Here is a 25,239-nt window from a genome sequence, read left to right as displayed (position 1 = left end):
CACCGAGGAGGAACCGTCCCCGTGACCACGACGACGAGTGCACCCGCTGCACGCAGTAAACGACGAAGTCTCGGGGACCTGAAGGTCGCGATGATCTTCCTGGCCCCCGCGACGCTGGGCTTCGTGGTGTTCTACATCTGGCCCACGTTGCGGGGTGCCTACCTCAGCTTCACCGAGTACAGCCTGCTCTCGCCGCCGGAGTTCAACGGGCTGGCGAACTACGAGCGGATGGTGCAGGACAGCTTCTTCTGGAACGCGCTGCTGGTCACCGTCGAGTACGTGGTGATCAACATCGGCCTGCAGACCGTACTGGCCGTCGGCATCGCGATGCTGATGTACCGGCTGACCCAGTCCATCACCATCCGCGCGATCGTGCTGGCGCCGTACCTGGTGGCGAACGTCGTGGTCGCGCTGGTCTGGTACTGGATGCTCGACTTCCAGATCGGCATCGTGAACCAGTTCCTCACCTTGGTCGGGATCGACCCGGTCGCCTTCTTCGGCGACTCGCACTGGGCCATCCCGACCGTGGCCGGGATCAACGTCTGGCGGCACATGGGCTACACGGCGCTGCTGGTCTTCGCCGGCCTGCAGACGATCCCGAAGTACGTCTACGAGGCGGCCGAGGTGGACGGGTCGACCGAGATGAAGACGTTCTGGCGGATCACCCTGCCGCTGCTGCGTCCCGTTCTGGTGATGGTCCTGGTGGTCACCATGATCGGCTCGTTCCAAATCTTCGACACCGTCGCGGTGACCACGATGGGCGGCCCCATCAACGCCACCCGGGTGATCTACTACTACATCTACGAGCGGGCGTTCACCCGGTTCGACTTCGGCTACGCCTCCGCGATGGCGATGGTGCTCTTCGCCATCCTCGCGGTCGTCTCGCTGCTGCAGTTGCGGTTGCTGCGGGCCAAGGAGAGTGACCTGGCATGAGGAAGCAAATCACACCGGGCCGCGTCGTCGCCTGGGCCTGCCTGATCGTCCTGATGCTGCTGACGCTGTTCCCGTTCTACTGGATGCTCCGTACTGCGCTGTCGAACAACACCCAGCTCGCGGGGCATCCGAACGCGTTGCTCCCGGTGGAGACCACACTCGGCGCCTTCAAGCGGGTGCTCGGCCTGTCCACGGTCGCGGAGGCCCAGGCGCAGGGCGGTTCCGGTGCCTCGGTCAACTTCTGGCTGTACCTGCGCAACTCGTTGGTGGTGGCAACCATCACCACCGTCTGCCAGGTCTTCTTCAGTGCGATGGCGGCGTACGCGTTCGCCCGGCTGCGCTGGCCCGGCCGGGACAAGGTGTTCGCGCTGTTCCTGGCGGCGCTGATGGTGCCGCCGATCTTCACCACGCTGCCGAACTTCGTCCTGATCAAGAACCTCGGCCTGCTGAACAGCTTCGCCGGCATCATCCTGCCGGGCGCGTTCATGACACCGTTCGCGATCTTCTTCCTGCGCCAGTTCTTCCTCGGCATCAGCCGGGAACTGGAGGAGGCGGCGATGATCGACGGGGCCGGCCACCGGCGGATCTTCTTCGGCCTGATCATCCCGATGAGCGCCGCGCCGATCACCACGCTGGCGATCCTGACCTACATCAACTCCTGGAACGACTACTTCTGGCCGCTGCTGGTCGGGCAGCAGGAGAACGTCCGGGTGCTCACCGTCGCGCTCGGCATCTTCCGCTCCCAGACGCCGCAGGGCAGTCCGGACTGGGCCGGCCTGATGGCCGCGACGCTGGTCGCCGCGCTGCCGATGATCCTGCTCTTCCTGGCCTTCGCCAAGCGGATCACCAACTCCATCGGCTTCTCCGGGATCAAGTGAGGTGGCCTCGATGAACATGTCGCGACGAACCATCCTGAAGGCCGGACTGGCCGGGCTCGCCGCCTCGGCGGTGGCCGGCTGCAACAACGGCGCCGCCAACCGGCCGGCCGGCGAGGTCTCCTACTGGCTGTGGGACTCCGCCCAGTTGCCGATGTACACCGAGTGCGCGAAAGCCTTCCAGCGGAAGTTCCCGCAGTACTCGGTGAAGATCGAGCAGAACGGCTGGAGCGACTACTGGAACAAGCTCGTCACCGGCTTCATCTCCGGTACGGCGCCCGACGTCTTCACCTCGCACTCGTCGAAGTACCCGCTGTTCGCCGACAAGGGGCAGGTGCTGGCGATCGACGACTTCGTTGCCCAGGACAACGTCGACCTCGGCATCTACCAGGAGGGTCTGGCCGATCGCTGGGTCGGTGCCGACGGCAGGCGGTACGGGCTGCCGAAGGACTGGGACACCGAGGTCTACTTCTACAACAGCGCCCTGACCGAGGCCGCCGGGATCACTGCCGACCAGCTGAACTCGATGACCTGGAACCCCAAGGACGGCGGCTCCTTCGAGCAGATCGTGGCCCGGCTGACCGTCGACGCCAAAGGTCGCCGCGGCGACCAGCCCGGCTTCGACAAGAACAACGTCACGGTGTACGGACTCGGCTTCGGTGACGCAGGTGGGGCGGACGGCCAGACCAGCTGGAGCTGGTACGCCGCCGGCAACGGCTGGAAGTACTCCGAGGGCGAACCGTGGGGCACCAAGTTCTTCTACGGCGACCCCAAGTTCACCGAGACGATCTGGTGGTGGCGCGGGCTGATCACCAAGGGGTACATGCCCACGCTCGCGCAGGCCAAGTCCGGCGTCGACGTCACCGCCACCTTCGGCGCGGGCAAGTACGCGATCACCCCCAATGGTTCGTGGATGCTCGGCACGTACGGTCAGCTGAAGCAGGTGAAGACCAAACTGGCCAGGTTGCCCGAGGGTCCGATCGGCAAGCGGATGTCGATGATGAACGGCCTCGCCGACAGCATCTGGGCGGGCACCACCCGCAAGGACGCGGCCTGGGCCTGGGTCAAGTTCCTCGGCTCCCAGGAGGCGCAGGACATCGTCGCCAAGGCCGGCGTGGTCTTCCCGGCGGTCAGCGCGAGCATGCCCGCGGCCAAGGCCTCGTTCGCGAAGGCCGGCTGGGACGTCACCCCGTTCCTGGAACCGGTCGAAGCGGGCAACGTCTTCGCCTACCCCGCCAACCCGAACGCCGCCGACGTCTCCGCCGTCATGACACCGGCGATGGAGTCCGTCGTCGGCTTCGAGTCCGAGCTCAGCTCTCTGATCAAGGCCAACGACGACGTCAACCAGATCCTCTCGGCGAACTCCTAGCCGGCACTGCTGTAGCGGCGGCTGGCCAGTTGCCAGTGCAGGACGGTGAGCACGAAGCCCACTGTCAGCAGCAGAAAACCGAAGGACAGGGCAGCGGCGGTTCCGGTCAGCACACTGGTCGGAACCGCCGCGATCAGCCCGGCCGGGACAACCGTCGCGAGAACGAGTTGGATCGACCTCGGGAAGTACGTGAGCGGGTACTTGCCGGCCTCGCGCAGCTGGTTCGCGACCTCGTTGATCGGTTCGGCGCTCTCGATCCAGAACGCGAGGTAGACGAGGTTCGCCCAGAGCAGGCTGAAGCCGATGAACCCGATCGCCACCCAGGCCGCGGCCTTCAGTACCAGTCCGGGATCCAGCGACAGGTGAGCCGCGTGCGCTCCGCCGATGGCCAGCCCCAGGCCTGTGACGACTCGGCCGAGCTCGGCCGGTGCCATCCATCGCAGAGCTGCGAACAGCTGGGCGTTCACCGGGCGGATGAGGATGAGGTCCAGTTCGCCCTTGCGTACGTAACCGTCGATCCGGCGGAGGTTCGGCGCTACGAAGCAGTCCATCAGGCCCGTGCAGCTGCCGTAGATGCCGACGACGACCAACGTCAGCGGGCCGTTCCAGCCGACCGTGGTCGCCGAAGCACCGGTCAGGATGAGCACTGGGATCAGCCCCAGCACCAGCTCGGTGGTGGAGGCGACCGCGTTGATGAGCGTCTGGCTGCGGAACTGCAGATCGCGGCGGATGGCTTGCCGTAGGCAACTCCACCAGAGCCTGGCGTAGCGCCTCATGCGCCCGCCCCCTGGTAGTTGCGCAGACCGATGCGCCAAGTGACGACCGCGGCGCCGACGAAGACCGTGAACCAGCCGGCCTGCAGGGCGAAACTGCCGCCGGACGGGTTGCCCAGCAGGACCTCGAGCGGGAACGACACCATGAAGCGGAACGGCTGGGCGTTGAGGAATCCGGCGAACACGGCCGGGAAGAGCGCCAGCGGAATGAGCGCACCCGACAGGATCCGGTAGAGCAGGTAGCGCAGCCGGTTCACGGCGGAAACATCCTCGAACCAGAACGCCAGCGACCCGATCACCACGTCCATGGCGTACGTCATCGCGCCGGCCATCGCCAGCGACACCGCGAACGCGAGCCAGCGGCCCGGCGCCGACGGCAGCGCGACCTCGCTGCGGAAGATGACGCCGAGAACGGTCACCAGCGGGATGAGCAGGAACAGCTTCACCACCTTCTCGCCGATGTTGTTGGCGATGCCGTTGAGATGGGTGGAGCAGGGGCGGACCAGCCAGGAGCTCAACCCGCCGAGGCGGATGCTGTCGGCCAGGAAGCCCGACGTCCAGCTCGAGGTCAGCATGGAGACGATGCTCACCAGCACCAGGTAGGTGGTGAGGAAGGACTCGGTGACCGGTGGGTTCGCTCCCTGCTGGATCGCGCCGCGCCAGACGAGCAGGGAGATCGCCGGGGCGATGATGTTGCTGAGTTGCATGATGGCCAGCCACCAGCGGTAGTGCAGCATGATGGTGACCTCGCGGGTGACCAGCACCCGCAGTACCCGGGCGAGCCTCACGCGTCCGCCGCTTCGGTGAAGAGCTTCGACATCACCTGGTCGAGGTCTGCGTCGATGCCCGCGTCGGCGCGGCCCCGCAGCGCGGTCAGGTCGCCGTCGAAGATGATCCGGCCGTGGTTGATCACCGCCACCCGTTCGCACAACGCCGCCACGTCGTTCATGTCGTGGCTGGTCAGCACGATCGTCGTACCGAGGTCGCGGTTCAGTTCGGCGAGGAAGTTCCGGACGGTGAGCTTCGCCACCACGTCGAGGCCGACCGTCGGCTCGTCCGCGAAGAGCAGGTCCGGTCCGTGCAGCAGCGCCAGGATCAGTTCGCACCGCATCCGCTGCCCGAGGGACAGCTTGCGGACCGGGATGTTCAGGATGTCCTGGACCTGGAGCCGCTCGGACAGGTCTTCCACCGCCTGGTCGAAACGCGGCTTCGGCAGCGCGTACATCTCGCGGTGGATCAGCAGCGAGTCGTACGTCGAGACGTCCCACCAGAGCATCGACCTCTGCCCGAAGACGACCGAGATCCTGGACAGGAAGTCGTAGCCGCGCTTGGCCGGCCGATGCCCGAAGACCTCGACCTCGCCGCTGGTCGGCCGGAGCAGTCCGCAGAGCATCTTGATCGTGGTCGTCTTGCCGGCGCCGTTCGGACCGAGCAGTCCGATGATCTGGCCGCGTGGCACGGTCAGGTCGAGCGTGTCGACCGCCACGCGTTCGCGGCGGTCCGGGCGGAAGAGTCCTCTGACGGCACCGCCGAGACCCGGGCGCTGCTCGGTGTAGCGGTAGGTCTTGGTCATTGCCTTCGTCTGGATCGCAGGCATGCGTCACCATCCATTTTCCGCGACTCCGCGCAGACTGGGGGAGCCGCCTCAGTGGATAGCCGGAGTCTGCCGGCGGGCGCGGCTGGGGCGGCCAGCGCGTCTGGTGCGACTCTATCCCGGTCGGTGCTCGCGGCTCATCCGGTTTTTGGGCTGGGGGTTCGACCCTGGCTGGTCCCTGGGTGCGTGTACCTCAGCGGGAGTACGCCGTACTGCGTCCTGGGGTGCAGGGTGCGTCGGGGGGAGTAGGTCAGGTGTAGCCGCGGAGGCGACGCGGTGAAGGGGGTGCGGACGACACGATCGGTGCAGCGGACAACTGCGAACACCGAGGAGTGTCATGGACGAGGAGAGGCCGGGCGGGCAGATCCGGATCGGCGATCAGGAGAGGGAAGACGCGGTCAAGCGGCTCGGCGCTCACTTCGAGGCTGGGCGGCTGAGTGCGGAAGAGCATCAGGAGCGTGTTGGAGCGGCGCTCGAGGCGAAGACCCGGGCGGAGTTGACGGCGCTGTTCGCCGATCTGCCGGGGGAGTCGTCTGCAAGCGGTGAGACGGCGCAGGGCGAGCAGTGGGCCGGACCGTGGGGGTCCGTGCGACCGCCGTGGACCGCTCCGCGGGACCAGGCTCGGGGCGGATCTCCGGGTCCGCGCGGGCAGGGACAGTGGTCCGGGCGCGGACCGTTCCGGCGGATTCCGTTGCCGTTGCTGGTGGCGCTTGCGGCACTCGCGGCGCTGGTGTCGATCGGGTGCGTGGTGGGCGGCGGACATCCGCCGGTTCTGCCGTTGCTGCTGATCGTCGCCGGCGTGGTCATCTACAAGAAGAACAAGGAGCAGCGCGCATGAGAGCGACGTACCGGGTCCTGGCGTCGGCCATCGCGGTCGCGGTGGTGCTGCAGATCGCGTCGATCGCGCTGGCCGGGTTCACCATCGCGAGTGACGCCGAGGACGGCGCGACGATCGGCGCGGACTACACGAACTTCGGGCAGAGCTACCACAGCATCGCCGGTACTGCGATCGCCCTGGTCGCGCTGATCTTCCTGATCGTGTCGTTCCTGACCGACGTACCCCGCGGCCGGATGCTGGCCGGGATCGTGCTCGGTCTGGTGGTGGTGCAGTTCCTGCTGGCCGTGGTGTCGTTCGGGCTTCCCGCGCTCGGCGTGCTGCACGGGATCAACGGTCTGGCGATCGCGGGTGTCGCCGGGGCCGCGTCCCGCCGGGCGTCCACCACGGTTGCTCAGCCCGCTACCAGTGCGTAAGTGGAGGGGACGGCTGATCGCCCTGGGGGTGGCGCTGGCGGTACTCGTACCGCTGGGCTACCTCTGGGCGACCAGCCTCGTCCCGGGCACGTACTCGTCCATGGACATGGGGTACGCCGACTACGGTGGCGGGCCGTCCTCGTCGGAGCACGCGCACCACGGCGGCAAGTCGGTCGCCGAACTGACCGGACCCCGGACCGGCAAGCCTGACGTGGCAGTGACGTTGACCGCGCGGAAGGAGAAGTTCACCTTGGCGAGCGGGGAGTCCATGGACGGGTTCACGCTCAACGGCACGTCTCCCGGTCCGCTGATCCAGGCTCGTGAGGGTGACCTGGTCGAGGTGACGCTGGTGAACGAGTCCGTGTCCGATGGCGCCACCTTGCACTGGCACGGGATCGACGTACCGAATGCGGAGGACGGGGTCGCGGGGGTCACGCAGGACGCAGTACCGGTGGGTGGGAAGCATGTCTACCGGTTCCTGGCGGATCAGGTCGGGACGTATTGGTATCACTCGCATCAGGTGTCGAGTGAAGAGGTTCGGGGTGGGTTGTTCGGCGCGATCGTGATCGATGGTGCCGCGGATGATGTGGTCGCGGCGATCCATTCGTATGACGGGAAGCGGACGATCAACGGGCGGACCGGTTCGTCGCGGATGGACGTGGCGGCTGGGAAGCGGGTGCGGGTGCGGGTGATCAATACGGACAACACGATCATGCGGGTGGGGCTGGTCGGTGCGCCGTACAAGGTTCTCGCTGTCGACGGACGGGAATTGCGGGGGCCGACGCCGGTGACCGCGGCATTTCCGTTGGCGGCTGGGGCCCGGGTGGATCTCGAGGCTTCGGTGCCTGCCTCGGGTGCCTTGAAGCTCGACGCTGGAACGGCATCTCTGGTGTTGGGGCCGTCCGGATCCGAGGCTGCCGGGGCTCTGCCGGAGGAGACGGTGGACCTGCTCAGCTATGGCACTCCCGCGGCGCTCGGTCTGGACCCGGCGAAGGCCGACCGGCGCTTCGAGTACCGCATCGGCCGCCGGCCGGGCTTTCTCGACGGCGTTCCCGGGCTCTGGTGGACGATCAACGGCCACAAGTTCCCCGACGTACCGATGTACATGGTGGCCGAGGGCGACGTCGTCGTGATGAAGATCAGCAACACCAGCGGCCAGGCTCACCCGATGCACCTCCACGGTCACCACGCGGTCGTCCTGTCCCGCAACGGCGTCGCGGCCTCCGGCTCGCCGTGGTGGGTGGACACGCTCGAGGTAGGTAACGACGAGAGCTACGAGATCGCCTTCCTGGCCGACAATCCCGGCGTCTGGATGGACCACTGCCACAACCTGCCGCACGCGTCGGAGGGGTTGATGACGCACCTGTCCTACGAGGGCGTCAGCACGCCCTACGAGGTCGGCGGGAAGGCTGGGAACGAGCCAGAGTGAGTGCGGCGATTCGTTCGCACGCGGCGTCGATCGCGGCTCGCTGGGAGTCGTAGTAGCCGTACCAGAAAGGGTTGTCCGGTTGTGGATCGAAGTGGTCGCCGATGTCGGCGTACCAGTCGCAGCCTGCGCGGAAAACCCGTGCGTGCAGGTGGATCTCCGTACCCAAGTCGTTCATCGCCCGCATCCCCGAGAGTAGAGAAATCGTGCGTTGCCCAACTCCATGATGGAACTGCCTGGCACCGATTCCGCGACCCGACACGCGGAAACGAGGCCAGGTCGGGTCAGGCCGGGTTGGTCACGAAGACGGTGATCCGCTGGGCCGAGTTGTTGGCGAAGCCGCCGCGGTTCCACGGGGCCTCGATCGGCTGCAGCCGGCCGCTCTCGTCGTGGGCGCGGACGGTGAGCACGTGCTCACCCGGCCGGGCGTCCCAGTCGTAGCTGAAGCCGCGCCAGGACAGGTCGTTGCCGGCGGCATCGAGTTTCGCGTCGTGCCACCTGACGCCGGCGTCCACGCTGACCTCGACCCGGTCGATCGGTGCCCAGCCGGACCAGGCGCGACCCTGCAGCGTGACCGAGCCGGCGGGAACGAAGCGGTGCCGGCTCATGAAGTCCGGATACCCCGGCGGAATCAGCAGGGCGCGGGGCTCGATCCTGGTGACCGCGACGCCGATCTCGTCCGACTTCTGCCGGAACCGGTAGGCGACCGCGTTCTGGAAGCCGGTGAACTCGTGGTCGATCAGCTCGATCGAGCGCAACCACTTGACGCTGGCCATCCCGTACCACCCCGGCATGACGAGCCGGAGCGGATATCCGTGCTGCGGCGGCAGCGGCGCGCCGTTCATCTCCCAGGCGACCACCGCGCCCGCGTCGAGCGCCTCCGAGACCGACAGCCCGCGCTGGTAGTCCTGCTCGACACCGCGCTCGAAACCGTGGTCCGCGCCGGTGAACACCACGTCGATGGCGTCCTTGCGGATCCCGGCCGCACGGAGCAGATCCGCCAGCGGTACGCCGGTCCACTCCGCGGTGCCGACCGCCTCCATCACCCAGGGCTGGCTGATCGGCCGGGGTTGCAGCGAGGCGCGACCGTTGCCCGCGCACTCCAAGGTGACCCGGACGGTCTCGCGTCCCATCGCCCGCAACTCGGTCAGCCCGAACGACAGCGGTTGCTCGACGCAACCATCAACCGTCAACCGCCAGGTCGCCGCGTTGGCCGCCGGGATGTCGTAGTGCACCAGCACGTAGTGCAACCCGGGCGGCGTCACCTCGTACCGCAGCGCCTCCAGCGGGATCCCGTGGTTCCGGGCCGCCAACTGCAACTCGTCACCGGTGATCCCCTCCCCGGTGTCCGCCAACCGCCCCTTGGCGCTGAACTGCTCGATCGACATCGCTGACCCCTTTCCCCCACGAGATAGCTTAAGCCAGTGCGCGGCTACAAGCACGACGGAGGACTCGTCGTACCTCGTGCCAGCACCCGCCGGCGGCCGCGTCAGCCTCGGAAGAAAGAACTCGTGGTCGTCAACCTACGGCCCGCCGCAACCACTACGCACCGGAGTTGGCTCAGCAACTTTCGTCGCTAGATGTCCGGGGCCTCGGTGCGGGGGGTTCTGGTGATGGTGATGGAGGCGGCTACTACGCAGGCCATGCCTAGGAGTTGGATTGGGGCTAGGCGTTGGCTGAGGATCAGGTAGCCGGCGGTGGCGCCGACCGCTGGTTCCAGGCTCATGAGGATGCCGAAGACTGCGGGCTTCATGCGGCGTAGGGCCAGGGTCTCCAGGGAGTAGGGGAGGACTGAGGAGAGTAGGGCGATGGCTAGGCCTAGGAGTACTGAGCGCCAGTGGAAGAGGTCGGTGCCGGCGGTGATGATGCCTGCTGGGGCTGTGACCAAGGCGCTGATGACCATGGCCAAGGCCAGGCCGTCCAACTGGGCGAAGCGGCGGCCGGTTTCGGCGCTGAGGAGGATGTAGCAGGCCCAGAGGGCTCCGGCGGAGGCGGCGAAGAGGATGCCCAGCCAGTTGACTGCTTCCAGTTCGTGGCCGTTGACCAGTACTACGCCGACGCCGGCCGCCGCGACGGCGAGGAGGTCGCGGCGTTTGCGGGACATCGCTGCGGCCAGGCCGAGCGGGCCGATGAATTCGATGGTGACGGCTACGCCGAGGGGCAGGCGTTCCAGGGATAGGTAGAAGCAGAGGTTCATCACGCCGAGGACGATGCCGAAGGCAACTACTGCCAGTGCGTCGCGGCGGGTTCGGCCGCGTAGGGAGGGGCGGGCGATCAGGAGCAGGATCGGGACCGCCAGGGCCAGCCGGAGTGAGACGGTGCCGGCGGCACCCAATGTCGCGATCAGCTTCGCTGCCAGGGCGCCGCCGAACTGGACGGAGACGACGCCGCCCAGCACCATCGCCGTCGGCGGCACCCGGAATGTACGCACAAAGCGATCAGATCACGGCGGGTCGGACTCGACAGCGGGTGGATCAGGCGCGGAGGGCGTCGAGGCCTTGCCAGAGGAGGGTCTGGAGGGTGCTGGCGAGCTTTTCCGGGGTGGGGGAGCCGTTGTTCTTGGTGCGCCAGATGGCCAGGCGTTCGGTGGCGCCGGAGATGGACTGGGCGACGATCTGGATCTCTTCCTCGTCGGTCGGGCGGTCCGGGGGAAGGTTGAGGCGGACCATCGTGGCGATCAGTTCGACGAAGTCGCCGCGGACCTCATCGGCGGCCTGGGCGGCGGGGCCGGCGGCGAGCATGCCCTCGTCGACCATCACGGACCACGCCCGCGGGTGCTCGTCGAGGAACGTGAACCAACTGACGAACCCGGCGTACATGGCCTGTTCGGCGTCGGGCGCGGCCAGGACGGCCTCGGACACGGCATCCAGGAGTTGGGCGCGCAGCCGGGACAGGCAGGCGAGGAACAGGCCGTCCTTCGAGCCGTAGTACTGGTAGATCAGCGGTTTCGAGACGCCGACCTCGGCGGCGATGTCGTCCATCGACGTGCGCTGGTAGCCGCGGTCGCCGAAGATCCGCTCGGCCGCGTCGAGGATCTCCCGCTCGCGGGCGGCCCGGTCGCGCCGCCGCTTCACCGGTACTGCGCCGCCGCCGGCTGAGCTGGGCCCGGGGGTGGACGTGGTCGAGGTCACTTGCGCAGTCTAACTGACTCCGAGTAACTTACTGCGGGTAAGTTCTTCCAGCGTTCCTTCGACGGAGGCTCCGATGACGGCTGCGCAGAACCACCGGATCATCGTGATCGGCACCGGATTCGCCGGGATCGGGATGGCGGTGCGGCTGAAGCAGGCCGGCTACCACGACTTCGTCGTCCTCGAGCGGGCCGAGGACGTCGGCGGCACCTGGCGGGACAACACCTACCCGGGCTGCCGCTGTGACGTGCCGTCGCATCTGTACTCCTTCTCCTTCGCGCCGAACCCGGACTGGTCGAGCACGTTCTCCCCGCAGCCCGAGATCGAGGACTACCTGCGCAAGGTCACCGATGGGTTCCGGGTCCGCCCGCACATCCGCTTCGGGCATGCCGTCGAGTCCGCGCACTGGCGGGGCGACCACTGGTTGATCCACACCAGCCAGGGCGACTTCACCGCCGACATCCTGCTGTCGGGGATGGGGCCGCTCGCCGAGCCGTCGATCCCGAAGTTGCCGGGGATCGAGTCGTTCGAGGGCGAGGTGTTCCACTCGGCGCGGTGGAACCACGACCTGGACCTGAGCGGTCGCAAGGTCGCGGTGATCGGCACCGGCGCGTCCGCGATCCAGTTCGTGCCGGCGATCCAGCCGGACGTCGAGGAACTTCACCTGTTCCAGCGGACGCCGCCGTGGGTGATGCCGCGGCCGGACCGCAGGATCACCGCGGCCGAGAAGCGGATCTACCGTGCGTTTCCCCTGGTGCAGAAGGCCGTTCGGGCCGGGATCTACTGGAGCCGGGAGTCGCTCGTGCTCGGCTTCGCCAAGCTGCCGGCGATGATGAAGCAGGGCCAGAAGATCGCCGAACGCCATCTCCAGCAGCAGATCCGCGACCCTGAACTGCGGGCCAAGCTGACCCCGGACTTCACCCTCGGCTGCAAGCGGGTGCTGATCTCGGACGACTACTACCCGGCGATCGCGCAGCCGAACGTCGAGGTGGTGACCGAACCGGTCCTGGAGGTCACGCCGACCGGCATCGTCACCGAGGACGGCGTGAAGCACGAGGTCGACACGATCATCTACGGCACCGGATTCCGGGTCACCGACCTGCCGGTGATGGACCTGCTGCACGGCCGCGACGGCCGGACCCTGCGCGAGGCCTGGGCCGACGGCATGGAAGCCCACCTCGGTACGGCGGTCGCCGGCTTCCCGAACTTCTTCCTGCTGATCGGCCCCAACACCGGGCTCGGCCACAGTTCGATGGTGTTCATGATCGAGTCCCAGATCGCCTACATCCTGGACGCGCTCAAGACGATGGACGCCTCCGGCCTGCGCGAGGTCGAGGTGCTCCCCGAGGTGCAGCGCGAGTTCGTCGACGGCGTCCGCTCCTCGATGCGCAACACCGTCTGGACCCGCGGCGGCTGCACCAGTTGGTACCTCGACTCCGAAGGCCGCAACACCACTCTCTGGCCGTCCTTCACCTTCCGTTTCCGGCGGCTGACCAGGCATTTCGACGCGACGCAGTACCGGACGCGCTGAGCACCTGTCGCTATGTGACATCGAGCGTGTTACATTCGATTGGTCATATAGTGAGCTGATCGGAGGGCGCGGTGGGACTGCTGCTTCCGCTGCACGGCATCGGTGGGCGAGGTGATCTCCCGGTCCCGCTGTGGCTGGCGGTCTACTCCGCTGCCGCCGCCGTCGCCGTGTCCTTCTTCGCGCTGGCCGCCTTCTGGTCCAGGCCACGCTTCGAGACCGCCTCCGGTACGCCGCTCGCCGGGCTGGGCCGGATCGTCGACGCTCGACTGACCAGGTGGTTGCTCAAAGCCCTCGGTTTGGCGGCGCTCGCGTTGTTGCTGGGAGCCGCCTGGTTCGGGAGCGGTTCGCCGGCACTCAACCCCGCGCCGACCTGGCTCTACGTCTGGATCTGGGTCGGCATCATTCCGCTCTCGCTGGTCTTCGGGCCGATCTGGCGGCTGGCCAATCCGTTGCGGACCCTGGCCGGCTTCGTTCCGCGCAAGACCTACCGCGAGTTGCCGACAGGGATCGGCTACTGGCCGGCGGTCGCAGGCCTGGCCGGATTCCTCTGGCTGGAACTCGCCTACCCCGAAGGTTCCGACCCGCTGGTGGTCGCGGTCTTCGTCGCCGTGTACGCCGTCGCGAACGTTGCCGCCGGCATCATCTACGGGCCGCGCTGGTTCCCGATCGGCGACAGCTTCGAGGCGTACGCCGAGGTGCTCGCCAAGCTGAGCCCGCTCGGCCGGGACGACCACCGCCGACTCGTACTGCGAAACCCGCTCGCCGGGCTGGCCTCGATCCCGCAGGAGCCGGGCATCGTGGCGCTGCTCTGCCTGCTGCTCGGGTCGACCGCCTTCGACGGCATCAGCAGGTGGTCCACCTGGACCGACCTGACCGGGGAACTCGGCCCGGCCGGGCACATCGCAGTACAGACTCTTGGTCTGGTGCTAGCGGTCGCTGTGGTGTCGGTGCTCTTCGTGGTGGCGGCACGAGCGACTGGGACGGCCAGGGTCAGGCCGGGTGCGCTTGGCAACGCCGGCCTGCCGGGTGCGTTCGTGCACTCGCTGGTGCCGATCGCGATCGGGTACGCGGTCGCGCACTACTTCTCGTTCGCGATGTTCCAGGGCCAGGAAGGGTTGCTGCTGGCAACGGACCCGTTCGGCCGCGGCTGGGATCTGCTCGGCACCGGTGACACGCGGATCGACTACGCGTTCCTGGGCACCGGGCTGATCGCCGCCGTCCAGATCGGCGCGATCGTGCTCGGACACGTACTCGGGGTGGTGTCCGCGCACGATCGCGCGGCAAGTCTCTTCCGGCGGCGGCAGATGCGGCGGGCGCAGTACCCGATGCTGGCCGCGATGGTCGCCTTCACCGCCGGCGGGATCGCACTGGTGACGGCCTCATGATCGCCGAGTTGGTCGCCTTGCACCTGGGCGGGATCCCCGAGTTGGCGATGTTCCTCGGCCCGATCCTGCTGATCATCGCGTTCCTCAAGATCGCCCGCCGCAACGACGCGACCCGGCCCGACGAGGACGACGACTGGGACGCCGACCTCGGCGATCTCACCCCTGCGGACAAGGATCGCCGGACAGAGCACCCCGCAACCAAGTGAAGGCCTTCGCCTGCATCTGCCGGTCGAACCTGGGCGGCCCGGTCACCGGATCTTGACCGCCGTGGCCGCGCCCTTCCTCAGGTTGCGGCCGTCGGTCACCTCGACGTGATAGCTGACCGTCGTCCCGCTCTTCAGGCCGGTGTCGGCGAAGGTCGTCACGGTCGGCTTCACCCACGCGTACGACGTGCGCTTCCACGTACCGACCTTTGTCGTGCCGCGGTACAGCGTGTAGGTCAACGTGATGTTGTCCGCGTCGATCACGGTGGGGAAGGTGACCGTCGCCTTGTGGGCGCGGGTGCTGGATGCCTTCGGCGCTGCCGGCGCGGCGGGCTGAGAGCCTCCTGGGGCGTTGGTGTAGCGGGTGAGGCCCTGCTGGGCCGTGTTGTTCACGCGAGTGAAGTCGCCGCCGACCCACAGGTCGTTGCCGCCGGACGCGAACGCCAGCGGTCCGACCTTGGTGGTGCCGCCGCCGTTGGTGTTCGGGAACCAAGGGCCGATCTTGCCGTTGAGGGCGCTCTCCACCAGGAGGTGATGCGTACCCGTCCCGTCGCGGAAGCCGCCGTCCTTGCTGCAGTCGTGCGCGTGCGAGCCTTTGTAGAGCCAGTTGCCGATGGCCTTGATCGCCTCGGTCGCGCCCAGGCAGTTGTTCTGCCAGAGCAGCTTGCCGGTCGTCGCGTCGGCCGCCAGTACGCCGTCGTAGCAGCCCGAGCCGCTGCCCGCGTTGGCGACGAATACCTTGTTCCCCAGCGTGTCGATGTCCTTGACCCGGCTGGTGCAGTCGAAGTCCGGCTCCGGGATGTACGCGGCGGCCGGCATCTCGAAGGCGTCGCCGGTGGTCGTGTTCAGCATCGCCAGCGCGTAGTGGTCGTCGTCCTTGAGGGTCGAGAAGGCACCGCCGGCGAAGACGCGGGTGCCGTCGTCGGACACGTCGATCGCGTGTACCTCGTCGTCCGCGTCCGGGTCCCAGGGCAGCAGGACACCGGTGTTCACGGTCACCGCGGCCAGGCGGTTGCGGGTCTTGTTGTCCACCCGGCCGAACGCGCCGCCGAGGTAGACGCTGTTGCCGGAGATCGCGAGCGCTGCCACCCGGTAGCTGACCGCCGGATCCCAGCCGGCGACGAGTTTGTTGGTGGCGACGTTGAACATCGCGACGTGCTTGCGGGGTACTCCGTCGACCGTGGTGAAGTCGCCGCCGATGACGACGTACTTGCCGTCGGCGGTGGTGGCGATGCTCCAGACGGCACCGTTCAGCTTCGGCGCGAACCTGGTCGGCGCGCCGGTGGTGCGGTCGAAGGCGGCGATGTAGGTCCGGGCCGCGTCGCCCTGACCGAGTGGCTTGCCGGGCTGCCGGATCCGGGTGAACAGACCACCGGCGTACACGGTGTTGCCCGCGGTGGCGAGCGCGTTCACGCTCGCGTTGGTCTGCCACGACAGCTGCTTGATCGCGGACAGGGCCGAGCCGAAGCCCGAGGTGGCGGCCTCCACCGGCGGCCCCGACGGGATCAACGCCGCGCCGAGCACGGCGGCGGTGGTGACAACCGCCAGAGCTAACTTCTTCATCGACGTCCTCGAGCTGGTGACTTTGGGTCGTCACACGATAACTGTCTGCTCAGCCGACGTCGAAAGCGCACCGGTGGTCAGCCGGTGGAAGGCAGCGACTCCGGGGGTAGACCGAGCTCCTCGTAGGCGACGGCTTCGATCTCCCGGCCCATGGATTCGCGGAAGGCCGCGACCAGGGCCTGCCCGGCCAGGGGAATGATGTTCTCCAGGGTGCGCTGGATCTCCGGCCAGCCCTCGGCGGGGAGGCCGGCGTCGGCGAACTGCCGCCAAACGGTGTTGCGGAAGAGCTCGACGTAGATGTTGGCGACGGCGTCGGCGTGGTCGAGGAGCTTGGGGAGCATCTCGAAGATCGCCTCGAGGGGGACGCCGAGCTTGATCACCTCGAGGCCGGTGCGGAGCAGGTCGGGGTTCGGGATCCGGAGCCGGCCGTCGTCCTGGCGTTCGGCGATCCCCAGTTCGACCAGCTTGGCGATGGTGGCCGGGTCGTGCGGGATGCCCGCGCGCTCAGCCAGTTGCTGCTCGGTGATCACCTCGGGCTCGGTCGGCGTCCACGGGCTGACCAGCGTCTCGAACACACCCAGCGCGAGGGCGCCGTCGGGGAGTTCGCTCATCATCCGCTCGACCGCGGCCAGCGTGTAGCCCTTGTCGAGCAGTTCGCGCACCAGCGTGAGCCGCGCGACGTGGTCGGCGCCGTAGTACCCGGTGCGGCCGACCAGGCGGGGTGGCGGGATCAGCCCGCGCCCGGCGTACGCGCGGACGTTGCGCACCGTCATGCCCACCTTGGCGGCGAGCTGGTCGACGGTGAGCTCCTCGGTGGCCGGCTCGGCCGGCATCTGTCCTCCCACCCTTGACAGTCTTCCAGACTCCACGTTACATATCTTATGTAACATCAGCCATGGCGCATGATCTGTGTACGACGCACAGCCGGATCGAACCACCGGACCGAACCAAGGGAGAGCCGAATGACCGTGCCACTGGCGGCCTCGACCGGAACCGCGACGTTCGACCAGATCGCGATCGTCACCGGCCTGGTCTCGCTGATGTACCTCGCACTCGCCGTTCTGCTGTGGCGGGAACGCACCGGACGCGCGACGCTGGTAGGGCGCCTCGCGGACACCATCGGGAGACTGGACGGAGTCCCCCGATGGGCCGCGTTGACGCCGTACCTGCACATCCTCGCGCTGCTGGCGGCGGCCTTCGGGGTCTGGTGGGACATCGCCGTCCACATCGACAAGGGCCGCGACACCGGCCCGTTCGGTACGCCGGCGCACTACCCGATCTTCTTCGGCATCCTCGGCATCATCGTGGCCGGCGTGCTGCCGATCGCACTCGCCCGGTCGCCGCTGCCGGCCCGCACCATCCGGCTGACCAAGGGCTGGCGGATCCCGGCGAGCGCGGCGCTCGTCACCGTCTGCGGCACCTTCGCGCTGGTCGGCTTCCCGTTGGACGACGTGTGGCACCGGCTGTTCGGCGAGGACGTCACGCTGTGGGGCCCGACGCACCTGCTGATGATCGGTGGCGCGGTGTTCTCGATCTTCGGCCGACTGCTGGCGCTGGCCGAGGTGGAGCAGTTGATGGGCCCGAATGTGCGCCGGTTGGTCCAGGAGATCATCTGTGTCGGCGCCCTGCTGATCGCCTGGGACCTGTTCAGCACCGAGTTCAACTACGGTGTCCCGCAGTTCCCGCTGATCCTGCAGCCGATCCTGATCGCGTTCGGCGCGGCGATGGCCTTCACCCTGCTGCGGGCGCGGCGTGGACCGGGCAGCACCTTCGGCGCGCTCGTCGTCTACCTGGCGGTGCGCGGCACGATCGCCTGGGCGGTGGACCAGCCGCTCGGTGAGATCCTCGGCCACTTCCCGCTGCTGATCGTCGAGGCGGTCATCGTCGAGCTGGTTGCCCTTGCCTTGGGCAACAAGAACCGCTTCCGCCTGGGGCTGGTGTCCGGCGCGCTGATCGGCACGGTCGGAGTACTGGCCGAGTACTGGTGGAGCACGGTGTGGATGCCGATTCCTTGGCCGTCCTCGATGATCCCGGCCGCGCTCGGCTTCGGGCTCGTGACCGGTCTCGGCGCCGGACTGGTCGGAGCCTGGCTCGCGACCCGGTACGCCGAGGTGGCGGGTGAAGTGCGAACCACCCCGTCCGTACGGCGTACTCACCAGCTCGGCGCGATCGGCTTGGTCGCAGTACTGGCGGCTTTGTTCTTCTGCGTACCGCGCTCGGCTGATCCCGGGGTGAGTGCGACGGTGGCGCTCGAGCGGGTGGCGACCGGGTCCGAGCCGACGGCGTACGTGACGGTGAAGCTGCAGCCGGGGGATGCCGGCGAGGGAGCGCGCTGGTTCGAGGCGATGTCCTGGCAGGGCGGCGGATTCGTCACCCACCGGATGGAGAAGGTTGCCGACGGCGTCTATCGGTCGGCCGATCCGCTGCCGATGTACGGCAAGTGGAAGTCGATGGTGCGGCTGCACCAGGGCCAGCGGGACATGGTCGCGATGTGGGTCTACGCGCCCGAGGACGCGGCGATCCAGAAGCCGGCCATCCAGGTCTCCGACGGGCAGACGGTGAACTTCATCAGCGAGCAGGAGGTACTGCGCCGCGAGGAGCGGACCGACGTACCGCGATGGATGTGGAACGGCGGCTACGCACTGCTGGCGGTCGTCGGGGCGCTGGAGCTTCTCGGGATCGGGTGGCTCGTCGGCCGCGGCGCTCGGGGCGGTCGGTTGCGCGCTGCCCACCTGGAGACGTCCAAGCGTGAGCGGGAGACGGCGTGACGGGCCGGGCTGGTCTGCGGAAAGGTCGCGACTGGGACCTGCGAGGCAAGCGGGCGCTCGTCACCGGTGCTGCCGGGGCCTTCGGGTCGGCGACAGTCGAGCAACTGCGGGCTCGCGGCGCGGAGGTCGTCGGGCTCGATCTGCAGAAGAGCGACGACATCATCGAGTGCGACCTGACCCGACCGGAGCGGATTCCCGCGGCGGTGGCGGAGGCGATCGAGCGGCTCGGGGGGCTCGATCTGCTGATCAACAACGCGGGCATCGGCGTACCGGCGCCGGCCGGGGAGGCGCCGGACGCCGTGGCCCGCAAGGTGATCGAGGTGAACCTGTTCGCCGGCTGGAACGTCACCGCCGCCGCCCTCCCCGTACTGCGAACCGCCCGCGGCCGGGTCATCTTCGTATCCTCGGGACTCGCGTATGTCACGCTGCCGCTGGCCGCGTCGTACCTGGTGTCCAAGCGCGCGATCGACACCTATGCAGACGCGCTCCGGCTCGAGAACGGCCGCGCGATCGACGTGAGCGTGATCTATCCGGGGTACGTGCCGACGCCGATCCACGACGCCTCGCTGGCTCGTGGGGTCGACCTCGGGCTGTTCTTGCCGGCCGAGAAGACCGAGCAGGTGGTGAAGACCATCGTCGACGTGGCCGCTGCCGCGCGACCGCCACGGAACCGCGCCTCCACGCGATCGACCGGGCTGGGAGTCGCGGTGGCGCGGCACCTGCCGTCGGTGGCCGACAGGCTGGTCAGGTTGCGGACCAACCAGCAGCGCCGCAAGGGTGGGCTGGGCGAGTGGACGGACAAACTGGGGAAGATATGACGATGCAGGCGGAGCGGGCTGGGGTGGTCACTGCCGACGGAGTGCGGCTGCGGGTGGAGACGGCTGGTTCGCCGGACGCGCCGGTGACGGTGGTGCTCGGGCACGGCTGGACCTGCTCGACCCGGAGTTGGCATCACCAGATCTCGGATCTGCCGCGGGTGCTGGGTGCTGATGCCGTGCGAGTGGTTGCCTACGACCATCGCGGGCACGGGCAGTCCGATGCGGCGCCGACCGGGACGACCCGGATCGAGCAGTTGGCGGACGACCTGGCGGTCGTGCTCGACGAGGTGGTCGGGGACGGACCGGTCGTCTATGCCGGGCATTCGATGGGCGGCATGACGTTGATGGCGCTGGCCGAGCAGCATCCGGAGTTGTTCGGGTCGCGGATCAAGGCGGCCGCGTTGGTGAGTACCTCGTCGGGGCAGTTGGCGTCCCAGGCGTTCGGGTTGCCGGCTCGGTTCGACGGTGCCGCGTCAGTGCTCGCGCCGAGAGCGATGAACCTGGCGGGCGAACGCATCGAGCGCCGCGCCGCCCGGCGAGCGAGCCGTACCGGTGCCGTCGGCCGCGCGGTCCAGGACGACCACGACGCGGCGCAGGCAGCCGGTACGCCGGACGCGGCTGGCGCAGTACGGGCTGCTTGGTTGCGGGAGGCATCGGTGCGGGTGCGGCGGCCCGCAGTACGGCAGTTGGTGTTCGGCAAGAAGGCCGACCCCGCTGAGGTGGACATCCTGCTGGCGGATCTGGAAGCGACGCCGGGACGATCGTTCAGCGGCTTCTTCGAGGCGATCACTCGGCACGATCTGGCGCACGCACTGACGGCGCTCGACGGCCTCCCGGTCGAGATCATGCACGGCACCCGCGACCGCCTGATCCCACCCCGCCACGGCAACCGCCTGGCCGAACTGGTCCCCTCCGCCCGCCTGTGGATGTACCCCGGCGCCGGCCACATGCTCATGCAAGAACGCCCCCGCGACGTGACGCAGCGCCTCGCCTCCCTGGCACGCAAGGTCAAGCCCTAGAGCTTTGGGTTAGGCTCCGCTGTGCTCAAGAAGACGGCTGCGCTGGTCATCGCACTCGCTCTGTCGATCGTGGCGGGGTGCGCGGCCGGCGAAGACCCTTCAGCGAAGACCAACCCCGCCTCACCGTCGGTGGATGCCGTGGATGTGTCGTCGGCTGAGTTCCAGGCGAAGTGGTGGACCTGGGCGGCGGCGCCGGAGGACGTCAATCCGGTGATGGATTCCACCGGCGAGCACTGTGCGCAGGGTCAACCCGGCGACGTCTGGCTGGTAGCCGGGTCTTTCGGAGGGGCCGTGGAGCGGCAGTGCAGCGTTCCGGCCGGCTTGCCGATCGCCGGTCCGGTGGTCAACACGGTCGCGTCCGACGCGGCGGACTGCAAGGCGTTCCTCGAGGCGGCGACTGGAACGGTTTCGATGGAGAACTCGCCTCAGTTGACCCAGGTCGAGCCGGTGCGGTTCGAGTTCACCGCCCAGGCGGGAAATCCGTCGGGGTTCGATCCGGGCCCGAACGAAGGCTACGGCTGTGGGATCTGGTTCAGCGCCGGTCCGCTGCCCGCTGGGAAGCACAAGATCGTCATCGAGGGCGGCAGCGGCGACTTCGCCGTCAAGGCTACGTACAACGTCACAGTCCGAGGCGACGGTCAGCGCCGATCCGCCGCATAGGGTGGCTGGGTGCAGAATCTTCTGTCTGACCTGGTGGTTGTGGATCTGACCCGGGCGCTTGCGGGGCCGCAGGCGACGATGATGTTGGGGGATCTCGGGGCTCGGGTGATCAAGGTCGAGTCGCCCGCGGGTGGGGATGACAGCCGGGGGTGGGGGCCGCCGTTCGTGGGGGATCAGTCGACGTACTTCCTGTCGGCGAATCGGAACAAGGAGTCCGTGACGGCGGATCTGAAGTCGGCGGAAGGCAAGGACTTTCTGACGAAGCTGGTGCGCAAGGCCGACGTGCTGGTGGAGAACTTCCGGCCGGGAGTGCTGGATCGGCTCGGGTTCAGTGTCGAGCGGCTGCACGAGCTCAACCCAGGGTTGGTGATCCTGTCCATCACCGGGTTCGGGCATGACGGACCCGAGGGTGGCCGCGCGGGGTACGACCAGATCGCGCAGGGCGAGGGCGGGCTGATGAGTATCACCGGCGCGGTGGAGCCCACCAAGACCGGCGTACCGATCGCGGACCTGCTGGCCGGCATGTACGGCGCTTACGGCGCGCTCGCCGCGCTCCACGAGCGGAGCATCACCGGCAAGGGGCGCGTGGTCCGGACCAGCCTGCTGGCCTCCGTGGTCGGCGTGCACGCGTTCCACGGGACGAAGTGGACCGTCGCGGGGGAATTGCCCGAGCGGGTGGGGAACCACCACGCGCAGATCGCGCCGTACGGGATGTATCGCACCAAGGACGACATCGTGCAGGTCGCGGTCGGGAGCGAGGGGCAGTGGCGGACGTTCGCGCCGGTCGTCGGGCTCGACCCGGCCGACGCGCGGTTCGCGGTGAACTCCGAGCGGGTCGCGCACCGGGACCAGTTGACCGCGGCGATCGAGGCGGCCTTCGCGCAGGAGCCCGCGGACGTATGGCTGGCCCGGCTGGCGGAGGCGGGAATTCCGGCCGGCAAGGTGCGCGACTTCCAGCAGGTCTATGAATGGGATCAGACGGTGTCGCAGGGGCTCCTGATCGACGTCGACCACCCGACGCTCGGCCGCATCCAACTCCCCGGCCCGCCGTTGCGCTTCGACGACCAGCCGTACGCCGGTGCGCGCGAAGCCAACCTCGCCCCGCCCCGGCTCGGCGAACACGACGAGGCCGTCCGCGCCTGGCTCGACGACGACCTTGCGTGACCTTTCCAGCTCCGTCGAATAGCTAACCGGTGGCCGGGCCGCTCGCCTGGATTGCCGGCGTTGGCCGGTCACGGTTGGGGCCTGAGCAGGGGTAAGGGGTTGACGGGTCGCGGAGCACGGGTCTAGCGTCCGGGAAATCGATTACTCACCCGCTCGCGGAGGTGCCATGGCCGAGGTCGCCGAGCTGGTCCGGATGGCGCGGATCGGCAAGCGCTACGGCGGCGTCCAGGCCTGCCACGAGATCGACTTCACCCTCGGCGCGGGCGAGGTGCACGCGCTGCTGGGCGAGAACGGCGCCGGCAAGAGCACGCTGATGAAGATCCTGTCCGGCGACGTCACCGACTACGACGGCCGGATCGCGATCGACGGTTCGCCGGTCAGCTTCAGCGGTCCGACCGACGCACAGGCGGCCGGGATCGCGATGATCCACCAGGAGCTCGACCTGGTGCCCGGCCTGTCGGTCGCCGACAACATCTTCCTCGGCCGCGAACCGCGGACCCGGTGGCGCACGGTCGACCGGCGCCGGATGGAACGCGAGGCCCGGGCCCTGCTCGAACGCAGCGGCGTGCGGCTCGATCCCCGCCGACCGGTCGGCGAACTGCGGGTCGGCGAGCAGCAACTCGTCACCATCGCGAAGGCCATCTCGCTCGACGCGCGCGTGCTGATCATGGACGAGCCGACCTCCGCGCTGACCACCTCCGAGGTCGAGCGGTTGTTCGTGGTGATCCGCGAACTGCGCCGCAACGGCGTCGGCATCGTCTACATCTCGCACCGGATGGAAGAGATCGCCCAGGTCGCCGACCGAGCGTCCGTACTGCGTAACGGCCGGTTCGTCACCAGCTTCGACCCGCGCCGGCTCAGTACGGCCGAAGTGGTCGAGGCGATGGTCGGGCGGCCCGTGCAGACCATGTTCACCACCCCCGACACCGCGACCGGCGACGAACTCCTCCGGGTCGACAACCTCGTGCTCAAACCACGCCGCCACCGGCCCGGCCGGCGCGACCCGGACGGCATCTCCCTGACGGTCCGGGCCGGCGAGATCGTCGGTCTCGCCGGGCTGCTCGGCGCCGGCCGGACCGAACTGCTCGAAACCCTGTACGGCGTCGCGCCGGGCGGGACTCGCTCCGGGCGAATCTTCCTGCAGGGCAAGGAGATCCACCCACGCAGTCCGCGACACGCGCTGAGCCAGGGGATCGGGTTCGTGCCGGAGGACCGGCGTACGTCGGGGCTGGTGTTGTTCCACTCGATCCTCGCGAACACGGTGGTGTCCAGCCTGCCGTCGTACGGGCGGCTGGGGGTGATCGCGCGGCGGATGGAGCGGGCGGCGTCGGTGCGGATGGCTGATCGGCTGCGGCTGAAGTTCGGCCGGCTGCAGGACGACGTGGGCACGCTGTCGGGCGGGAACCAACAGAAGGTCGTGTTCGGGCGGATGTTGCTGACCGAGCCGCGGTTGCTGCTGCTGGACGAGCCGACCCGGGGCGTCGACATCGGCGCCAAGTCGGAGATCTACCGGCTGCTGGGCGAACTGGCGGGCCAGGGCATCGGAGTACTGCTGGCTTCGTCGGAGCTACCGGAACTGGTCGGTGTGTGCGACCGGGTCGTCGTACTGCGGGACGGGCGCGACGTGGCGTCGTTCAGTACGGCGGACTCGGGTGAGGGTGACCTGCTGGCCGCTGCGATGGGAGAGAGCGCCGTGTTCGAAGAGGTCGGAGGCACGCAGTGACCGACGTACAGGACAAGACCGCGGCAGTTCCCGCCGCGCCCGCCGGGAAGTCCGGTGGGGTGGTGGCGACGCTGTTCCGGTTCCAGAGTGTGTTCGGGCTGCTGGCCGTGTTCCTGGCGGCGATCATCTTCTCGCCCCGGCGCGACGGCGAGATCCTGTTCCTCAGCGCGGACAACCTCGCCAACGTCGTCCGGGCGGTCTCGGAGATCGGCATCATCGCGGTCGGGATGACGTTCGTGATCCTGATCGGCGGCATCGACCTGTCCGTGGGTGCGGTGCTCGGCCTGGCCGCTGTCGGCTCCGCGGTGTTGATGGTGGAGAGCGACTGGGGCTTCCTGCCGTCGGTGGTCGTGGTGCTCGCGATCGGCCTGGTCTTCGGTGCGCTGCAGGGGATGGCGACGGCGATGATCGGGATCCAGTCGTTCATCGTGACGCTGGCAGGGTTGCAGATAGCGCGCGGCCTGGCCCGGATCTGGTCCGACGGCCAGGGCGTGGCGATTGCCTACGGCAATGGTCCGGACGAGGCGCCGGAGTCGTTCGCGCTGCTGGGCGAGCGGACCTTCGGCGGGCTCGTGCCGATCCCGGTACTGATCTTCGCGGTGGTCGCGATCGCCGCCATCGTGTTCCTGCGCGTCAGTGCCTTCTCCCGCCACCTGTACGCCGTCGGCGGCAACGAGAAGGCGGCTCGGTTGTCGGGTGTGCCGGTGATCAGGGTGAAGATCGCCGTGTTCGCCATCTGCGGGCTGCTCGCCGCGCTGGCCGGCATCGTGCACGCCGTCCAGCTGAACCAGGGCAGCCCGAACGACGGCATCGGCTACGAACTCGACGCGATCGCCGCGGTGGTGATCGGCGGGACCAGCCTGGCCGGTGGACGCGGGTCGGTGGCCGGCACGGTGGCCGGCGCGCTGCTGCTCGGAGTGCTGAACAACGTCCTGGCGCTGAACAACATCGACTCGAACATCCAGCTCCTGATCAAGGGACTCGTGATCGTCGCCGCGGCCGCGCTGCAACGGCTCCGTCCCGCCTCGTGAGGCTCTGCTCCGTCCAAGAAAGGGT

Annotated in this window: 24 protein-coding genes; 16 read left to right on the top strand and 8 right to left on the bottom strand. The window is 68.4% G+C overall.

Annotation, left to right across the window (positions count from 1 at the left end; genetic code table 11):
- The first annotated feature begins 21 nt into the window (after positions 1-21).
- From ABD255_RS40185 to ABD255_RS40175, 3 genes are read left to right on the top strand one after another with little or no spacing between them, the layout of a single operon-like run.
- Positions 22-933, top strand: coding sequence for a carbohydrate ABC transporter permease (locus ABD255_RS40185; protein ID WP_344222083.1), 912 nt, complete (start codon positions 22-24; stop codon positions 931-933).
- Positions 930-1,811, top strand: coding sequence for a carbohydrate ABC transporter permease (locus tag ABD255_RS40180; protein WP_344222082.1), 882 nt, complete (start codon positions 930-932; stop codon positions 1,809-1,811). Before ABD255_RS40185 ends, ABD255_RS40180 begins: the two co-directional genes overlap by 4 nt.
- A gap of 10 nt (positions 1,812-1,821) precedes the next feature.
- Positions 1,822-3,177, top strand: coding sequence for an ABC transporter substrate-binding protein (locus tag ABD255_RS40175; RefSeq protein ID WP_344222081.1), 1,356 nt, complete (start codon positions 1,822-1,824; stop codon positions 3,175-3,177).
- Here the strand turns inward: ABD255_RS40175 and ABD255_RS40170 are convergent.
- From ABD255_RS40170 to ABD255_RS40160, 3 genes are read right to left on the bottom strand one after another with little or no spacing between them, the layout of a single operon-like run.
- Positions 3,174-3,953, bottom strand: a complete 780-nt coding sequence (locus ABD255_RS40170) for an ABC transporter permease (protein WP_344222080.1) — start codon at positions 3,951-3,953, stop codon at positions 3,174-3,176. The two genes, ABD255_RS40175 and ABD255_RS40170, sit on opposite strands and share 4 nt — an antisense overlap.
- A complete protein-coding gene (locus tag ABD255_RS40165) occupies positions 3,950-4,738 on the bottom strand; it encodes an ABC transporter permease (protein ID WP_344222079.1) in 789 nt (262 codons plus the stop codon). Before ABD255_RS40165 ends, ABD255_RS40170 begins: the two co-directional genes overlap by 4 nt.
- The gene (locus ABD255_RS40160; RefSeq protein ID WP_344222078.1) at positions 4,735-5,547 is read right to left on the bottom strand and encodes an ABC transporter ATP-binding protein; all 813 of its coding nucleotides are present in this window, start codon (positions 5,545-5,547) and stop codon (positions 4,735-4,737) included. The genes ABD255_RS40165 and ABD255_RS40160 overlap by 4 nt, the downstream gene beginning before the upstream one ends.
- Positions 5,548-5,881: 334 nt before the next feature.
- Between ABD255_RS40160 and ABD255_RS40155 the strand changes: the two genes are divergently transcribed.
- From ABD255_RS40155 to ABD255_RS40145, 3 genes are read left to right on the top strand one after another with little or no spacing between them, the layout of a single operon-like run.
- Positions 5,882-6,382, top strand: a complete 501-nt coding sequence (locus ABD255_RS40155; protein WP_344222077.1) for a DUF1707 SHOCT-like domain-containing protein — start codon at positions 5,882-5,884, stop codon at positions 6,380-6,382.
- Positions 6,379-6,795: a hypothetical protein gene (locus ABD255_RS40150; protein ID WP_344222076.1), complete on the top strand. Its 417-nt coding sequence runs from the start codon at positions 6,379-6,381 to the stop codon at positions 6,793-6,795. The genes ABD255_RS40155 and ABD255_RS40150 overlap by 4 nt, the downstream gene beginning before the upstream one ends.
- Positions 6,788-8,224, top strand: a complete 1,437-nt coding sequence (locus tag ABD255_RS40145) for a multicopper oxidase family protein (RefSeq protein ID WP_344222075.1) — start codon at positions 6,788-6,790, stop codon at positions 8,222-8,224. The genes ABD255_RS40150 and ABD255_RS40145 overlap by 8 nt, the downstream gene beginning before the upstream one ends.
- 281 nt (positions 8,225-8,505) lie before the next feature.
- Here the strand turns inward: ABD255_RS40145 and ABD255_RS40140 are convergent, their stop codons facing one another.
- The 3 genes from ABD255_RS40140 to ABD255_RS40130 all read right to left on the bottom strand — a co-directional run bounded on the left by ABD255_RS40140 (position 8,506) and on the right by ABD255_RS40130 (position 11,352).
- Positions 8,506-9,609 carry a sulfite oxidase gene (locus ABD255_RS40140; protein WP_344222074.1) on the bottom strand — a complete coding sequence of 368 codons (1,104 nt, stop codon included), beginning with the start codon at positions 9,607-9,609 and terminating at the stop codon, positions 8,506-8,508.
- A 188-nt stretch (positions 9,610-9,797) separates the two neighbouring features.
- Entirely contained in the window at positions 9,798-10,652 is an 855-nt protein-coding gene (locus ABD255_RS40135) for an EamA family transporter (RefSeq protein WP_344222073.1), read from the bottom strand.
- A gap of 43 nt (positions 10,653-10,695) precedes the next feature.
- The gene (locus tag ABD255_RS40130) at positions 10,696-11,352 is read right to left on the bottom strand and encodes a TetR/AcrR family transcriptional regulator (RefSeq protein ID WP_344222072.1); all 657 of its coding nucleotides are present in this window, start codon (positions 11,350-11,352) and stop codon (positions 10,696-10,698) included.
- Positions 11,353-11,425: 73 nt separating this feature from the next.
- Between ABD255_RS40130 and ABD255_RS40125 the strand changes: the two genes are divergently transcribed.
- The 3 genes from ABD255_RS40125 to ABD255_RS40115 all read left to right on the top strand — a co-directional run bounded on the left by ABD255_RS40125 (position 11,426) and on the right by ABD255_RS40115 (position 14,471).
- Entirely contained in the window at positions 11,426-12,880 is a 1,455-nt protein-coding gene (locus tag ABD255_RS40125; RefSeq protein ID WP_344222071.1) for a flavin-containing monooxygenase, read from the top strand.
- Positions 12,881-12,951: 71 nt separating this feature from the next.
- Positions 12,952-14,265, top strand: coding sequence for a hypothetical protein (locus ABD255_RS40120; protein ID WP_344222070.1), 1,314 nt, complete (start codon positions 12,952-12,954; stop codon positions 14,263-14,265).
- Positions 14,262-14,471, top strand: a complete 210-nt coding sequence (locus tag ABD255_RS40115) for a hypothetical protein (RefSeq protein WP_344222069.1) — start codon at positions 14,262-14,264, stop codon at positions 14,469-14,471. The genes ABD255_RS40120 and ABD255_RS40115 overlap by 4 nt, the downstream gene beginning before the upstream one ends.
- A 42-nt stretch (positions 14,472-14,513) precedes the next feature.
- Here ABD255_RS40115 and ABD255_RS40110 read toward each other — a convergent pair whose 3' ends face one another.
- Together ABD255_RS40110 and ABD255_RS40105 are read right to left on the bottom strand one after the other, a co-directional pair.
- The gene (locus ABD255_RS40110; RefSeq protein WP_344222068.1) at positions 14,514-16,031 is read right to left on the bottom strand and encodes a WD40 repeat domain-containing protein; all 1,518 of its coding nucleotides are present in this window, start codon (positions 16,029-16,031) and stop codon (positions 14,514-14,516) included.
- A 77-nt stretch (positions 16,032-16,108) separates the two neighbouring features.
- Positions 16,109-16,864 (bottom strand): MerR family transcriptional regulator, encoded by a 756-nt coding sequence (locus tag ABD255_RS40105; RefSeq protein WP_344222067.1) that lies wholly within the window; start codon positions 16,862-16,864, stop codon positions 16,109-16,111.
- Positions 16,865-16,993: 129 nt separating this feature from the next.
- Here ABD255_RS40105 and ABD255_RS40100 point away from each other — a divergent pair, with 129 nt between their 5' ends.
- The 7 genes from ABD255_RS40100 to ABD255_RS40070 all read left to right on the top strand — a co-directional run bounded on the left by ABD255_RS40100 (position 16,994) and on the right by ABD255_RS40070 (position 25,214).
- Positions 16,994-18,799 (top strand): hypothetical protein, encoded by a 1,806-nt coding sequence (locus ABD255_RS40100; protein ID WP_344222066.1) that lies wholly within the window; start codon positions 16,994-16,996, stop codon positions 18,797-18,799.
- Complete coding sequence (locus ABD255_RS40095; RefSeq protein ID WP_344222065.1) at positions 18,796-19,617, top strand: SDR family NAD(P)-dependent oxidoreductase; 822 nt, start codon at positions 18,796-18,798, stop codon at positions 19,615-19,617. The genes ABD255_RS40100 and ABD255_RS40095 overlap by 4 nt, the downstream gene beginning before the upstream one ends.
- Positions 19,614-20,636 (top strand): alpha/beta fold hydrolase, encoded by a 1,023-nt coding sequence (locus ABD255_RS40090; RefSeq protein WP_344222064.1) that lies wholly within the window; start codon positions 19,614-19,616, stop codon positions 20,634-20,636. Before ABD255_RS40095 ends, ABD255_RS40090 begins: the two co-directional genes overlap by 4 nt.
- Before the next feature lie 21 nt (positions 20,637-20,657).
- Positions 20,658-21,296 (top strand): hypothetical protein, encoded by a 639-nt coding sequence (locus tag ABD255_RS40085; RefSeq protein WP_344222063.1) that lies wholly within the window; start codon positions 20,658-20,660, stop codon positions 21,294-21,296.
- Positions 21,297-21,305: 9 nt separating this feature from the next.
- Positions 21,306-22,460, top strand: coding sequence for a CaiB/BaiF CoA transferase family protein (locus ABD255_RS40080; RefSeq protein WP_344222062.1), 1,155 nt, complete (start codon positions 21,306-21,308; stop codon positions 22,458-22,460).
- 166 nt (positions 22,461-22,626) lie between these two features.
- Complete coding sequence (locus tag ABD255_RS40075) at positions 22,627-24,183, top strand: sugar ABC transporter ATP-binding protein (RefSeq protein ID WP_344222061.1); 1,557 nt, start codon at positions 22,627-22,629, stop codon at positions 24,181-24,183.
- Positions 24,180-25,214, top strand: coding sequence for an ABC transporter permease (locus tag ABD255_RS40070; protein WP_344222060.1), 1,035 nt, complete (start codon positions 24,180-24,182; stop codon positions 25,212-25,214). The genes ABD255_RS40075 and ABD255_RS40070 overlap by 4 nt, the downstream gene beginning before the upstream one ends.
- Positions 25,215-25,239 lie beyond the last annotated feature (25 nt).

Origin of the sequence: Kribbella sancticallisti (assembly GCF_039530625.1) — a bacterium.
GTDB classification, from domain to species: domain Bacteria; phylum Actinomycetota; class Actinomycetes; order Propionibacteriales; family Kribbellaceae; genus Kribbella; species Kribbella sancticallisti.
Note: the sequence above shows the minus strand (reverse complement) of the source record. Positions and strands in the feature narration are given on the sequence as shown.